General features: G+C 70.4%; 12 protein-coding genes and 1 pseudogene. 11 read left to right on the forward strand and 2 right to left on the reverse strand.

The annotated features are described in order from the left end of the window. Positions 1-8 precede the first annotated feature (8 nt). The 4 genes from ABZ893_RS00980 to ABZ893_RS00995 are packed head-to-tail and all read left to right on the forward strand — an operon-like array spanning position 9 to position 2,984. Positions 9-725 carry an alpha/beta hydrolase gene (locus ABZ893_RS00980; RefSeq protein WP_361394679.1) on the forward strand — a complete coding sequence of 239 codons (717 nt, stop codon included), beginning with the start codon at positions 9-11 and terminating at the stop codon, positions 723-725. 40 nt (positions 726-765) lie between these two features. Beyond that, positions 766-1,617 carry an alpha/beta hydrolase gene (locus tag ABZ893_RS00985; RefSeq protein ID WP_361394682.1) on the forward strand — a complete coding sequence of 284 codons (852 nt, stop codon included), beginning with the start codon at positions 766-768 and terminating at the stop codon, positions 1,615-1,617. A gap of 46 nt (positions 1,618-1,663) precedes the next feature. Then, a complete protein-coding gene (locus ABZ893_RS00990; protein WP_361394684.1) occupies positions 1,664-2,515 on the forward strand; it encodes an alpha/beta hydrolase in 852 nt (283 codons plus the stop codon). Positions 2,516-2,567: 52 nt separating this feature from the next. Beyond that, entirely contained in the window at positions 2,568-2,984 is a 417-nt protein-coding gene (locus ABZ893_RS00995; protein ID WP_361394687.1) for a low temperature requirement protein A, read from the forward strand. Here ABZ893_RS00995 and ABZ893_RS01000 read toward each other — a convergent pair. After that, on the reverse strand, positions 2,939-4,555 hold the full coding sequence (locus ABZ893_RS01000; RefSeq protein WP_361394690.1) for an amidohydrolase: 1,617 nt from the start codon (positions 4,553-4,555) through the stop codon (positions 2,939-2,941). The genes ABZ893_RS00995 and ABZ893_RS01000 overlap by 46 nt on opposite strands. A 146-nt stretch (positions 4,556-4,701) precedes the next feature. Here ABZ893_RS01000 and ABZ893_RS01005 point away from each other — a divergent pair, with 146 nt between their 5' ends. The 4 genes and pseudogenes from ABZ893_RS01005 (at position 4,702) to ABZ893_RS01020 (ending at position 8,785) form a co-directional block, all read left to right on the forward strand. Next, positions 4,702-5,661 (forward strand): Lrp/AsnC family transcriptional regulator, encoded by a 960-nt coding sequence (locus ABZ893_RS01005; RefSeq protein WP_361394692.1) that lies wholly within the window; start codon positions 4,702-4,704, stop codon positions 5,659-5,661. Positions 5,662-5,828: 167 nt separating this feature from the next. Continuing rightward, positions 5,829-5,993 (forward strand): annotated as a pseudogene (locus tag ABZ893_RS01010) (alpha/beta hydrolase); the annotation flags it as partial. A gap of 402 nt (positions 5,994-6,395) precedes the next feature. After that, positions 6,396-7,157 carry a maleylpyruvate isomerase family mycothiol-dependent enzyme gene (locus tag ABZ893_RS01015; RefSeq protein ID WP_361394695.1) on the forward strand — a complete coding sequence of 254 codons (762 nt, stop codon included), beginning with the start codon at positions 6,396-6,398 and terminating at the stop codon, positions 7,155-7,157. Positions 7,158-8,137: 980 nt separating this feature from the next. After that, positions 8,138-8,785 (forward strand): NAD(P)-binding domain-containing protein, encoded by a 648-nt coding sequence (locus ABZ893_RS01020; RefSeq protein WP_361394698.1) that lies wholly within the window; start codon positions 8,138-8,140, stop codon positions 8,783-8,785. 128 nt (positions 8,786-8,913) lie between these two features. Here ABZ893_RS01020 and ABZ893_RS01025 read toward each other — a convergent pair whose 3' ends face one another. Then, positions 8,914-9,258: a hypothetical protein gene (locus tag ABZ893_RS01025; protein ID WP_361394701.1), complete on the reverse strand. Its 345-nt coding sequence runs from the start codon at positions 9,256-9,258 to the stop codon at positions 8,914-8,916. A gap of 474 nt (positions 9,259-9,732) precedes the next feature. On the opposite strand from ABZ893_RS01025, the gene ABZ893_RS01030 reads away from it, so the two are divergent. From ABZ893_RS01030 to phnE, 3 genes are read left to right on the forward strand one after another with little or no spacing between them, the layout of a single operon-like run. After that, complete coding sequence (locus tag ABZ893_RS01030) at positions 9,733-10,677, forward strand: phosphate/phosphite/phosphonate ABC transporter substrate-binding protein (protein ID WP_361394703.1); 945 nt, start codon at positions 9,733-9,735, stop codon at positions 10,675-10,677. Continuing rightward, a complete protein-coding gene (gene phnC / locus ABZ893_RS01035) occupies positions 10,674-11,555 on the forward strand; it encodes a phosphonate ABC transporter ATP-binding protein (RefSeq protein WP_361394707.1) in 882 nt (293 codons plus the stop codon). Before ABZ893_RS01030 ends, phnC begins: the two co-directional genes overlap by 4 nt. Next, entirely contained in the window at positions 11,556-13,307 is a 1,752-nt protein-coding gene (gene phnE, locus ABZ893_RS01040; protein ID WP_361394709.1) for a phosphonate ABC transporter, permease protein PhnE, read from the forward strand. Positions 13,308-13,443 lie beyond the last annotated feature (136 nt).

Consider the following 13,443-nt stretch of genomic DNA (forward strand, 5'->3'; position numbering starts at 1 on the left):
TGCGAACCATGTCCGAGTCACCGACAGTCGTCTTCGTGCACGGTGCCTTCGCCGACGCGTCCGGCTTCGGCGGCGTGGCGCGCGAGCTGGGCGCCGCCGGCCATGACGTCGTCGCGGCACCGAACCCGCTGCGCGGCCTCGCCTCCGACGCGGCCGCAGTGGCAGAGGTCGTACGGGCGACCGAGGGGCCGGTCCTGCTGGTGGGCCACTCGTACGGCGGCGCGGTCATCTCCCATGTCTCGGCGGCGGTGGACAACGTCGTCGGCCTGGTCTACCTCGCTGCCTTCGGCCTCGACGTGGGCGAGAGCTGCGTGAGCGTGCAGGAACCGTTCCGTACCCCGCTGCTCGCGACCACCTCCACCCCCACCAAGTACGACGCTCCCGGAGCTGCCGGTGGCCCCGACCTCTACATCAGCCGGGACGGCTTCCGCGAGACGTTCTGCGCGGACGTGCCGGTCGGCACCGCCGAGGTGATGTTCGTCGCCCAGCGGCCGGTCGCGTTGGACGCGCTGCTGGCGAAGGCCACCGACGCCGGGTGGAAGGACAAGCCGTGCTGGTATCTGCTGTCCGAGGACGACAACGCGATCGCGGCCGAGGCACAGGCGTTCATGGCCGAGCGGATGGGCGCGACGGTCCTGTCGATGGCCGGCTCACACACCACGTTCATCGCGCGGCCGGTCCCCGTGGCGCGCTTCATCCTTCAGGCACTGGCCGCGACCGCCTGAGCGGCCCGCGACGATCCGAACTCGAAAGGGGATTCTCATCATGGCGATCACCGGGTTGGCCGGACACTCCCCGCAGACCAGAACGGTGGACGGGCTGGCGATCCGCTGCGTGGACACGGGCGAGCGGTCCGGGCCGACGCTGCTCATGACGAGCCCGTGGCCGGAGACCCTCTTCGCCTTCCGCCGGATCTGGGAGCAACTGGCTCCGGTGGCCCGGCTGGTGGCCGTCGACCTGCCCGGATTCGGGCACTCCGAAGGACGTACCGAGCTGTTCACGCCGTCGGCGATGGCGGAGTTCCTGCGCAAGCTGATCGGCGGCTGGGGTCTGGACGCGCCGCACCTGCTGGCCCCGGACGTCGGGACCGGCGCGGCGCTGCTCCTGGCCGGCCGCCATCCCGGGTCTGTGGCCTCGGTCATCGTCGGCAGTGGCGGCGTCGCGTACCCGCTGGAGGTGTCCGGGGTCCTCGCCGACATGATCGCGGCTCCGACCACCGATTTCCTGCGTGACTTCGACAGCCGCACCACGGTGGGCGCAGCGGTGGAGTCGGTGGCGCCCCGGGCGCAGGAGCCGGAGGTCTGGGAGGACTACGTCAGCGCCTACGAGAACGGCAGGTTCGCGCAGTCCGCGCTCTATGTGCGCTCCTACCCCACCGAACTTCCCGTGCTGGCCGAGCTGTTGCCGTCCATCACCACTCCAGTGCAGGTGATGACCGCCGAACACGACGAGCTGGTGCCTCCGTCCAACGGCACGTATCTGCACCGGCGCCTGCCGAACAGCCGCCTGGCGAGCTTCGACTCCGGGCACTTCCCCTGGGAACAGAGCGCGGACGAGTACGGGGCGGTCATCGCCGGTTGGATCACCGGCGAGTACGCCCGAGTGGCCTCGGTGTGACGCGGCCCCCGGCGCCTCACCAACACCCGCACGGATGGGAACGGCAATGGATCAGAACCTCACATACCTGACCGTAGACACCTCCACCGTCGAGGGAGCGAACGGAGTCACGTACGCCTACCGGCGCCTCGGTCCACGGGGTGGCCGCCCGTTGGTCCTCCTGCAGCACTTCCGCGGCAATCTCGACAACTGGGACCCCGATCTCATCGACGCGCTGGCCGCATCGCGCGACGTCATCGCTTTCGACAACGTAGGAGTGGGCGCGACGACGGGGACCACGCCCTCCACGTTCGCGCAGATGGCCGACGACGCGATCGTGTTCGTCGAGGCGCTCGAGCTGGACCGTATCGACCTGCTCGGCTTCTCGATCGGCAGCTTCGTCGCCCAGGAGATGACGCTCACGAGGCCGTCCCTGGTGGCGAGGGTGGTCCTGGCCTCGACCGCGCCGCAGGGTGCTCCGGGTATGCACGGCTGGGCCCCCGACATCATCGGAGCGGTCGGCGAACCGACGACCGGCGCCGAGGACATGCTGCACGCGTTCTTCACCGCCTCCGCGGTGAGCCAGACAGCCGGGCAGCAGTTCCTGGGCAGGATCTTCAGCCGTACCGAGGGGCGAAACGAGCCGACCAGCTGGCAGACCCGCAACGCCCAGTACGACGCGGTCCTCAAGTGGGGGACGCCGAACTTCGGGCTCCTGCAACGCCTCTCGGCCATCGAGCAGCCGGTGTTCATCGCCAACGGCGACGACGACCGGATGATCCTCCCCTGGTACTCCCATCTGACCGCCGGCCTGATCCCCGACGCGCAGGTGAAGCTGTACCCGGACGCGGCCCACGGCTTCCTCGACCAACATGCGCGGGAGTTCGCGGCCGACGTCCACAAGTTCCTCGACGCCTGAGCCCCGCCGTCATGAAGCCCACGAAGCCCTTGAAGCTGGGCAGTAGCCCGCCATGGCCCGACTGACAACGGCGAAGGGCGCGGTGAGCGCGCGGTCCGCCGACGAGAGTCACCGCGCCGCGACACCGCTGGAACTTCTCTTCGACCTGTGTTTCGTCGTGGCGCTCGCGCAGGCCGGGCGGGAGTTCTCGACGGCGGTGATCCACGACCAGATCGGGCACGGTCTGCTCTCCTACGCGACGATCTTCTTCGCGATCTGGTGGCCATGGATGAACTACTCGTGGTTCGCCTCCGGGTTCGACCCGGACGACGGGCCGTTCCGGCTGGCGACATTCGCGCAGATCACCGGGGTGCCGCGTGCGGGAAGCCGAACGGGAGCCGGCGGACTGAGGTCCGCAGAGACGGTGGGGTGTCGCGGCCGCCATCAGGTACGGGCGGGTGTGACCAGCCCGCCGCCGACAAATGTGTGAGTCGGGGCGAGGTCACGCAGAGCCTCGTCCACGCAGAGCCCGGGATCCCGGTCCCAGACGGTGAAGTCCGCGAGCCGCCCCGGAGTGAGCCTCCCCCGCAGGTGCTCCTCGCCGTTCAGCCGGGCGGCCTGCGTCGTGTGCAGGGCGAGCGCCTCGGCGTAACTGATGGCGTACTCAGGCCCCTTGACGCCGATCACGGTCTGACGGGTGGTCATGCCCCAGACGGAGCGCATCGCGCCGAACTGGCCCACGGGGAAGTCGGATCCGGCGCTGACCTGGGCGCCCAGGTCGACCCAGCCGCGCGCCGGGAAGATCCTCGCAACCCGTTCAGGGCCCCAGAAACCCTCCTCGACCTCGGCGGTGTCGTGCAGAAGAGGTTGCTGGATGGTGACGGGGATGCCCAGCTTCACCGCACGGGCGCGTTGCTCGGGCCCTGCCAGACCGCCGTGCTCCATCACCAACATGCCGGCGGGCAGGCCAGGGTTGCGCTCAAGGACACGTTCGTACACGTCGAGCAGCACACGCACGGCCCGGTCGCCGTACGCGTGTGTGCCGACCCGCCACCCGCGCCGGACCACCGCCTCGACGGCAGCCACCAGGGCGTCCGGCTCCCACATCAGCGTGCCGGAGAAGGTGTGGTCACACGCATACGGCTCCTCGGTGGCCCCCGCCTCGAGCCCGCCGTCGAGGCCGAACTTCACACCCCACACACCCAGCCACGGATCGCTCCCATAACGCCACTCCTCCATGGCGTCGAGCAGGTCCTCCGCCTGGCCCGCGTCCGTCAGCCCGAGTGCGGAGATCAGGGCCCGCACCCTGATGTTCAGGGCTCCTGCCTCGCGGGCGGCGAGGAGCACCCGGTAGTCGTCGGGGGTGACGGCGCAGTCCCGTACGGTGCCGATCCCGGAGGCCGCGTACTGGGCGCCGGCCAGACGCAGTCCGTCGATGCGCCGGGCCTGGTCAGGTGCGGGGAGCAGCCGCTCCACCAGAGGCAGGGCGTTGTCGATGAGCCGGCCGTCCAGGTGGCCATCTGCATCCCGGCCGATCACTCCGCCCGGCGGCACGGGGGTGTCCTCGGTGATGCCCGCGAGGCGGAGCGCGTAGGTGTTGACGACGTCGTTGTGGCCGCCGCGCTTGACCAGGACGGGGTGGCGGTGGGTGGCCCGGTCCAGTTCGCGGGCGGTGGGCATTCGGCGCTCGGCGAGGTTGAGTTCCTGCCAGTTGGTGGTGGTGCGGATCCACTCTCCCTCGGGTGTGACGGCGGCTCGCTGCCGGATCAGGTCGAGGAATTCGGGGATGGTGCGGGCCTGGTGGACGGGGACGTCGTGGGCCGCGTGTGCGGCGAAGACGAGATGCGTGTGGGTGTCGTCGAACGCGGGCAGCACGGTGGCGCCGGGCAGGTCGTGCACCGCGGTGCGTGAACTCGCCATGGGGTCAAGGCCGTTGAGGTCCTCGGACACGGCGACGATGCGGTCACCCCGGACCGCGAGCGCCCGTTGCGGCGCCATGCCGGGCACCAGGGTGTGTACCGCGCCCGCCCGGATGAGCAGATCGGCTGCGTGATCGGTCATCGTCTTCTCCCGTCACCATGTCCGGGTCCGCGGACCCGCCAAGTCCCTCTGACACGGACCGTTCTACGGCACGGGAACCGATCTACGTCCTTGCAGCGGCTGGCGGTGCAGGAATCACGTCACGGACACGCCCTACGATGCAGATCATGCGCCAGCCCCTGGACGAGACGGAACGGCGAATCGCCGCCGCCCTCCTGGCCTCACCCCGGGCCTCATGGCGCGAACTCGCCCGCTGCCTGGGCCTCTCCGAACGTACCGTCGTACGCCGCGCCACCCCGCTGTACACGGACAAGACCCTGCGCGCGACAGCCGTCCGCAACCCGGCACACCTCCCACGGGTGATCCCGCTCGCCCTGCGCATCCGCTGCCGCCCCGCCAAGATCCGCCAGGTCGCCCAGGCGCTGGCCCGGCGGCGCGACACCATCTGGGTGGACGTCCTGGGCGGTGGCGATGAGATCTCCGCGGTGTTCTTCCTAGACGGCGCCGACTCCCGTAACAACCTGCTGCTGCGCGACCTCCCTGCCACCGAGGCCGTCCACTCCTGGACCGCGTACACGCTCCTCAGGGTGTTCCCCACGGCATTCCGCTGGACGGCCGGACTCCTGTCACCCGCGGAGCTGACGCTGCTCGCCCCCGAACCACCGTCCCCCGACCGGCCGCCGACACCCCTCGCCTCCGACACGGCCCTGATCGCGGCCCTGACGGAGGACTGCCGGTCCACCTACACCGACCTGGCACGCCGCACCGGCACGACGGCGCTCACGGCACGCCGGCGCCTCGACACCCTCCTGCGCGGCCAGGTGCTGCGCCTGGCGACGGAGGTCGACCTCGCCCTGCTCGGCGCCCATGCCGAAGCGCTGCTGTGGATCACCGTGCGACCGGGAGACCTGCAGGCAGCCGCGCAGGCCCTGAGCACCCACCCGCACGTCCGGTTCTGCGCCGCGACCACCGGGCCCGCCAACCTCGTCGTAGCCGTCGCCGCGACCGACCTCGACGCCCTCTACACCTTCCTCACGGGTTCGGTGGGCCCACTGGACGGCGTCACAGCGATTGACGCGACCCCGCTCCTCGCCACGGTCAAACGCACCGGCCTGGTCCGCCGATGACATGCGATCTCGAAGCGGACGCTCTCTAATCTGATGCGCGTCTTGTCTCCAGGGGCGAGCTTCGATCTTCCGCCCCGCATCCGGTTGCCACGAAGGGAAGGCGGGACACCGTGAGCAGTCCAGTGAAAGCACGCAACGTCGTCCTCGTACACGGCGGGTTCGTCGCGAGCCACTACCTGGTCGCCACCGACGACCACATGATCCCGCCCCCGGCCCAGCGGATCACGGCGGAGCGCGCGGGCGCGACCGTGGTGGAGACGAGCGGCAGCCATGCCGTGTACGTGCCCAAGCCGCAGGAGGTCGCCGCACTGATCAGACGAGCGGCAGGTTGACGGCGACCGGCTGACGAGAAGCCGGCCGAGGAATCCGTCCCACCGGGTCCACTCTGCCGACAGCGCCGTCGCCCGGGAAGCGTCCATCTCTACGCGCCAACTCCCGGGTGGCATCAGCAACTTGGTTCTCCCGGCCCAGGTCTGAAGCCCTGGACGGCCGTCTGCCACCCCGTCAGACTCCTCGGCGCAGGCGTCAGGTGATTGAGCGGCAGATGGTCCGCTACCGAAGCCCTCCAGACCGGCGACTACGTTCGATTCTCCAGCTCTCACCGCGCACGGCGTCAGAGCACGGCAGCGGCCCGGTTTTGCGACGCCCCGACGGGGTTAGGCGCTCCAACCCCCGCAGCTGACGGCCTGGAAAATAGGGTGCGGTCGACTGAACTGGGGTGATACGTAAGCGATGTGACAGAGAGTCTTGAGTATTCCGCCCTGCTGCAACTGATCGACGAGCGGTCGGCCGCGTTCCGGAGTGCGGTTGCCGCCGCGCCCGGCCTTGATGCGCCGGTGCCGTCCTGCCCCGAGTGGACGGTGTTCGATCTGGTGCGGCACCTGGGTACGGGCCAGCGCTGGTGGGCCGCGATCGTCGCCGCGGGCCCGGCCGAGGCTCCGCCGGCCAAGGCTGCCGCGGAGGCACCGCGCGAGCTCGAGGCGCTGCTGGACTGGTACGCCGAGTCGAACGAGCTGCTGCTGAGCACGCTGCGCGAGGCCGGCCCGGACCGCGAGTGCTGGACGTGGTGGGGCGCCGGCGTGTCGCCGGCGAATGCCCGGGGCGTTGCCCGGCGCCGGGTGCACGAGGTGCTGGTGCACACCTACGACGCCCAGCTCGCCGCAGGCGCCGTGCAGCCGATGCCGGCGGACGTCGCGATCGACGGCGTGGCCGAGTTTCTCGACACCTGCAACTCCACCCCGGCGGCCTGGCCGCACAAGGCCGCCACCATCCACTACCACGCCACCGAGGGCCGATCCTGGCTCCTCGCGCTGGACGGCACCGGCGCCTGGCCCGCACCCCTCACGGACGACGCCGCGCCCGCCTCCGCTTCGGCCACAGGAACGGCCGAGCAGCTGCTCCTCTTCGTCTGGGGCCGCCTGACACTGAGCGACCTGAAGACCGAGGGCGACCAGCAGGTGTTCGAGCAGCTGATCGCCTGGGAGCCCGAGGAGTAGCCGGTCAATACCGCCGGCGAACGGCCTCGATGACGTCCGCGTCGGTGCCGGCAGTTCGAGACCAGAGCCGTACGGAAACTCCCCGACCGCGTCGTCGACCACCACGTCCGCGTCCTCGCGTCCCGGCGCGACGCGACGGCGGGCAGCTTCGGCTGGTACCGCGCGCTCGACGCCACGATCGCGCAGGACGAGCGACGCATGGAACGCCCGCTGACCCTGCCCGTCCTGGCGATCGGCGGCGAGGGAAGCCTCGCCGACAATGCCGCCGACACGATGAGGCGCGTCGCATGTGACGTGCGGAGCGTGGCCATTCCGGGAAGTGGCCACGGAGTGGCCGAGGAAGCACCCCAGGAAATGCTCGCGGCGCTGACCACGTTCTTCAGCCGACGAGTTGTCGGCCTCCGTCGACGTCATAAGTCGCGCCCGTGAGCGCGGTGTTGGCCATGAGGTGCACGGCGAGCGCCGCCACGCCGTCGGGTACGACCACACGGCCGATCGGCAGCGTGGCGCGCAGCTCCTCGCGGCGGGCGTCGAGGCCGCGGTGCGCAACCGTTCCGGGTCCCGTCCGGTGAGGATCACCAAGGCGCCCTGATTGCGGGCGAACCGTGCGGTCGCCAGACCGATTCCGGAACTCCCGCCGATGACGACGAGGGCCTGCCCGAGCAGGGGCAGTCCGCCGGCGCTGTTCCCCCCCAGCCGCTGCGGAAGTCATGAATCCTCCTGTGCTGTGGGCGTGCGTCGTGGTCCCGTCCCGCTGTGCTGTGGTGTACGTCAGCAGCCCGCCGGTTTCCCGTCCAGGCTTCCTCACCCTTGGAGTGGTTGCGCCAGGTCACCCTTACTGCCACTGAAAGCGTGAGTCGGGCGGGCCTACCGGGCGCGGCGCTGCGTGACTCGAGTCTCGGGCTCTCAGTCTGGGCCAGAGGATCCGCAGAGACCGGTCACCAACTCGGCGATCGCCGAGCACGAATCAGGAGATCATCATGTCTGTCGCCGTCATCGGTACGGGGAACATCGGCTCTCGGGTGGCGCGCCGGCTCGCGCAAGGCGGTGTCGACGTGACGGTCGCCGCCGGCAGCCTCGCCAGCGCGCAGGAGGCGGCCGGGAAGATCGGCAGCGGCGTCAAGGCCGCCGAGGCCAAAGATGCCATCGCGGACGCCGACACGGTGGTCCTCGCGACCTGGTTCGAGGTCATCAAGCAGCTCCTGGCCGACAACGCCGAGGCGCTCAAGGGCAAGGTCGTCGTGGACCCCTCGAACAACATCGCCCCTGACGGTGACGGCTTCAGGAACCTGAACCCGGAGGGCGTCTCCGCCGGCCAGCAGCTGGCACAGCTCATGCCGGCGGGGGCGCACTATGCGAAGGCGTTCGGCACGGTAGGTGCCGAGGCACTCGACGCGACGCGGACTGAGCACGGAGACAGGATCGCGCTCTACTACGCGACGGACGACGAGGCAGCCGGCGAGACCGTCTCGGACCTGATCACCAAGGGCGGCTGGGCGCCGGTGCGGGCCGGCGGCGTCGCCGCCACAGCCCGTATCGAAGTCTTCGGCGACCTCCACCAGTTCGGCGGACTGGCAGGCCGCCTTCTCAGCAAGGGTGAGGCGCAGGCGGAACTCGCACGCTCCTAGCAGGCAAGGAGCCGGATGCGCCCCCGGGTGCGCGGCATTGCAGTAGGCGACCAGGCGCCACACAGGAGCGGTCTCCCAACGGCAGGCCGGCCCATGAGCCGGAACGGCCGGTCAAGGGTGGCCGACGGTCAGCCGGCGTTGGACAACAGCGCGCTGTCCGTTGGCGGTGCGTCGCCTGGGGCCGGGGGCAGAAGGGTGACCGCCATCAGCAATCCGTCCGGTGCGTCCTCAGTGCGGAAACGTAGCAGCCTGGCTTCCGCGAGCCGGTTCAGAGCAGTACGGACGACTACGGGCGAGACTCCGAGGGCCCGGGCGGCGGGACTCAACGGGAAGACCACCGTCGGGGAACCGTGCACGCTGCGCGGATCAGCCGCGAGATCGACCAGAAGCCCGGCGACGACCGCGCCGTGGGAGACCTTCCTTGCGCTGACCGCCCAGGAGAGCGCCCAATGATCGAACGGAAGTCCTTCCACTCAGCACTCCCTTGCCATCACTTGAGCTTGCTATCGCTTCAACTTGCCATCGCTTGAAATTGCCATCGCTTGGCCAAAGTCGGTCTGCCCCCCCCCCGAGGCCTCCCTCACAACGCTCGACGCTCATCTCCCGCACAGCGACTGGAACTGGGCCAAAGCGGTGGCAGGACCGAGGCCCCGGTCAGCCGGCGTTCGGGAGCCTCAGATCGCCCGGCAGCCGCAGGGGGACGAGCCAGCGCTGTTCGACGCTGCCCAAGACGTCACGCGCTCACGGACGTCACGCGCTCCAGTTGATCTCCGGATCGCCGCCCGTACGTGACGCGCCCGGTTCAGTTGTCCGGACAACCTACCCATTACCTTCCTCAGCGTTCAGGCAGGCATAACCGGCCACGGCCGGGATGCACATCTGCCGTCCCGATGGTGTGCGTGGTCACCGCTCCACCCCCCTCCCCGGAACGCTCGAAGGACGACGCCATGCACCGTCACCTCCGTATCCCCCTCGTTGCCGCGGCAGCGCTGTTGCCGTTCGCTCTCACGTCCTGCGGGACGAGTGCCGCCGACGCCGGTTCCAAGGGGGACGGGCGGGACCCCGGCACCCTCGTCGTCGCGGCGATCCCGTCCGAGGACTCGAAGTCGCTGGCGCAGGACTACGCCCCGGTGATCAAGCTGCTCGAGGCCGAGACCGGCAAGAAGGTCCAGATGCAGAAGGCCACCAGCTACGCGGCCGTCATCGAGGCTCAGCGCGCGCACAAGGCCGACATCGCCATCTACGGTCCGCTCTCCTACATCGTCGCCAAGGACAGCGGCGTCGGCGTGGAGCTGGCCGGCGCCGCGGTGTCCGCGAAGGGCGCGAAGCCGGGTTACAAGTCGTACGGCATCACGCGCAGCGACAACAAAGCCATCAAGAGCCTCGCCGACTTCAAGAAGCACAAGGTCTGCTTCGTCGACCCGACGTCGACCTCCGGTTACCTCTATCCGCAGGCCGGTCTCATGAAGGCCGGGCTGAAGCCCGCCGACTACACCAAGGTCATGGCCGGCGGCCACGACGCCTCCGTCCTCTCCGTCGCCTCCGGTGACTGCGACGCCGGTTTCGCCTACGACGACATGGTCGACAATGCCCTGATCAAGCAGGGCAAGATCAAGAAGGGCCAGATCAAGGTCGTCTGGAAGTCCGACGAGATCCCCGGCTCCCCCGCCGCCGTCTCCACCGACCTGGTGCCCGGCCTGCGCAAGAAGATCGTCGACACCTTCGTGAACAAGGCCAACGCCGACTACATGAAGTCCAAGGGCTACTGCACCGGCGACGGTTGCATGGTCGAGGGCAGCTGGGGCTACGTCAAGGTGAACGACTCCGACTACGACACCGTCCGCGCGGTCTGCGACGCCACGAAGGACGCGCAGTGCAAGGGCGGGTCGTGACAGCCCCGGTCTCCGCCGCCGCCGGCTCCCCGCTCACCGCCGCCCAGCCGGCCGGTGACGGGGAGCCGGTGATCCGGCTGAACGGCCTCACCAAGCGGTTCGGCAGCGGCGGTGACTCCCTGCTCGCCCTGGACGATGTCTCCTTCGACGTACGGCCCGGCGAAGTGGTGGCCCTCCTCGGGCTCTCCGGCTCCGGCAAGTCGACCCTCCTCGCCCATCTCGACGGCCTCCAAGCACCCACCTCCGGCGGCGGAACCGTACTCGGCACCCGCCTCGCCGGCGCCGGCCGCGCCGACCTCCGCGCGCTGCGCCGCCGGATCGGCTTCGTCTTCCAGCAGTTCCATCTCGTCGGCCGGCTCACCGTCCTGGAGAACGTCTGCACCGGCGCCCTCGGCTCCCTGCGCGGCCCCCGGCTCGGGCTGCCGACGTACCCGAAGGCCGTACGCGAGCTGGCACTTGACGGTCTGGAGCAGGTCGGGCTCGCCGCGCACGCCTTCCAGCGGGCCGACACCCTCTCCGGCGGTCAGCAGCAGCGGGTCGCCGTCGCCCGCGCCCTCATGCAGGAACCGGCGCTGCTCCTCGCCGACGAGCCCGTCGCCTCCCTCGACCCCGAGTCCTCCGCGCAGGTCATGCGGCTGCTGGCCAGGGTCGCCGAGGAGCGCGAACTCACCGTGCTGTGCAGCCTCCACCAGGTCGACCTCGCCCTGTCCTGGGCCCACCGGATCATCGGCCTCCGCTCCGGCCGGGTCGTCATGGACATCGCCACGCAAGGCATCGACCGGTCGACGGTCATGCGGCTCTACGAAGAGGTGGGGGCCGCAAGCGAGGTCACCGGGTCGGCGGCCGTCGCCTCGGCGCCCCCTGGCAAGGGGGCCTGAGTGGCCGTCATCCAGCAGCCCCGCCAAGCGGCCGCCCCCGCTCCGAGGCCCGGCACCGGCCTCCCCCGTGCACCTCACCGCACCCTCGCCCGCCCGACGCCGCGCGGGCTCAGCGCGGCGGCGGCGCTCCTGGTCTGCGTAGCCGCCGGCGTATGGGCCTTCGTCTCGCTCCACCTGAACGTCGCCACTCTCGTCGACAGCGCCGGCAACGCGGCGAACTTCGCTTCCCGGATGCTGCCGCTCGACTTCCCGCCCGTCGGCGAACTGCTCTCGCTGACCTGGCAGACCCTGGCCATCGTTCTCTGCGCGACCCTGCTCTCCGTCGTCCTCAGCATCCCGCTCGCCCTGCTGGCTGCACGCAACACCACCCCCGGCACCGCCGCCCGCGGCGTCTCGCGCACGGTCATCGTGCTGTGCCGGGCGGTGCCCGAAGTCGTGTTCGCCATCGCCGCGTTCAGGGTCTTCGGCCTCGGCGGCATGACGGGTGTCGTCGCGCTCGGCGTCCACTCCGTCGGCATGGTCGGCAAGCTGTACGCCGACGCCTTCGAGCAGACCGACGAGGGCCCGCGTACGGCACTGCGCGCGACCGGCGCCGGGAGGCTCCAGCAGATCACCGGTGCCGTGCTGCCGCAGGCGCTCCCGTCCCTGGTGGCGACCGCGCTGCACCGCCTCGACATCAACCTCCGGGCCTCCGCCGTCCTCGGCTTCGTCGGCGTCGGCGGCCTCGGCTACGCACTGGCCACGGCCATCGGCACGCTGGACTACCGCCGGGCGATGGCGCTCGCGCTGGTGCTGCTGGTGCTGTGTTTCGTGGCCGAGACCGTGTCTGGTGCGATTCGTCGCACGCTGCTTCAGGACGTGACGACGGCGGGTCGGCGGCCTGGACTCGGGCGACGCCGTCAGGGCTCGCAGAAGGTGGCTGCACCCCCGGCCCTGGCCGCGCCCCCCATCTCCGCACCAACCGCCCCCCGCCGCACCCTCCCCCGCTGGGACCCCCGCCGCATCCGCCGCACCGCCTGGCTGCTGCTCACCCTCGCCCTGCTCGCCGCCTCAGCGGTGCGTTCGGACCTGTCGTGGGCGACGCTCGAACGCGGTGCCGAGTCACTGTTCCCGACCCTCGGCGACTTCCTGCCTCCCAGCACCGGCGGAATCGCCGGGCAGCTCGTGGACGATCTATGGGTCACCGTTCAGATCGCGTTGGCCGGCACGCTCATCGGACTCGTACTGGCCCTGCCGCTGGGCGCCCTCGCCGCGCGTAACGTCGTCGGCTCGCCCCGCGTATCCCGGTTCTTCCGCACCCTCGTCCTGATGGTGCGGGCGGTACCGGAACTGGTGCTCGCGATCGTGTTCGTCGTGGTCACCGGCCTGGGCGCGGTCGCCGGCGCGCTCGCTCTCGGGATCGGATCGGTCGGTCTGCTCGGCAAGCTGGTGGCCGACTCCCTGGAGGAGACCGACCCCGGCCCGGCCCGCGCCCTGATCGCCACGGGCGCCCGCAGGCACCAGGTGTTCTTCGGCTCGATCCTGCCCCGGGCCTGGCCCGCGATGGTCGGACATCTGCTGTACCAGCTCGACGTCAACGTCCGTTCGGCGACGCTGCTGGGCATCGTGGGCGCCGGCGGCATCGGCTACGACCTGCTCAACGCGGCCCGCGTACTCCAATTCCCGGTCGTCACCATGGCGGTGCTGATGGTGCTTGCCGTAGTCCTGCTCATCGAGGGCCTGGCGGTCTGGGTACGCAAGGTCTACGCCTGACGGATCCCACGTGTACGTGTATGAGGCCGCCGCCCCCTGCGGGACGGCGGCCTCAGGTGTTCCCGGAGGCATACAGGCAGCGCGGCAACAACTGCTCCCACTGTTCACCTGCCGACCCCGGAATCGTCCATATCGC

Source organism: Streptomyces sp. NPDC046821, from assembly GCF_040645335.1.
Lineage (GTDB): Bacteria > Actinomycetota > Actinomycetes > Streptomycetales > Streptomycetaceae > Streptomyces.

Excerpts from the sequence above, each read along its gene's own strand:
- ABZ893_RS00990 (WP_361394684.1), top strand. The coding sequence starts at position 1,664 with ATGGATCAGAACCTCACATACCTGACCGTAGACACCTCCACCGTCGAG.
- ABZ893_RS01020 (WP_361394698.1), top strand. The coding sequence starts at position 8,138 with ATGTCTGTCGCCGTCATCGGTACGGGGAACATCGGCTCTCGGGTGGCG.
- ABZ893_RS01005 (WP_361394692.1), top strand. The coding sequence starts at position 4,702 with ATGCGCCAGCCCCTGGACGAGACGGAACGGCGAATCGCCGCCGCCCTC.
- ABZ893_RS01030 (WP_361394703.1), top strand. The coding sequence starts at position 9,733 with ATGCACCGTCACCTCCGTATCCCCCTCGTTGCCGCGGCAGCGCTGTTG.
- ABZ893_RS01000 (WP_361394690.1), bottom strand. The coding sequence starts at position 4,555 with ATGACCGATCACGCAGCCGATCTGCTCATCCGGGCGGGCGCGGTACAC.
- ABZ893_RS00995 (WP_361394687.1), top strand. The coding sequence starts at position 2,568 with ATGGCCCGACTGACAACGGCGAAGGGCGCGGTGAGCGCGCGGTCCGCC.
- ABZ893_RS00980 (WP_361394679.1), top strand. The coding sequence starts at position 9 with ATGTCCGAGTCACCGACAGTCGTCTTCGTGCACGGTGCCTTCGCCGAC.
- ABZ893_RS00985 (WP_361394682.1), top strand. The coding sequence starts at position 766 with ATGGCGATCACCGGGTTGGCCGGACACTCCCCGCAGACCAGAACGGTG.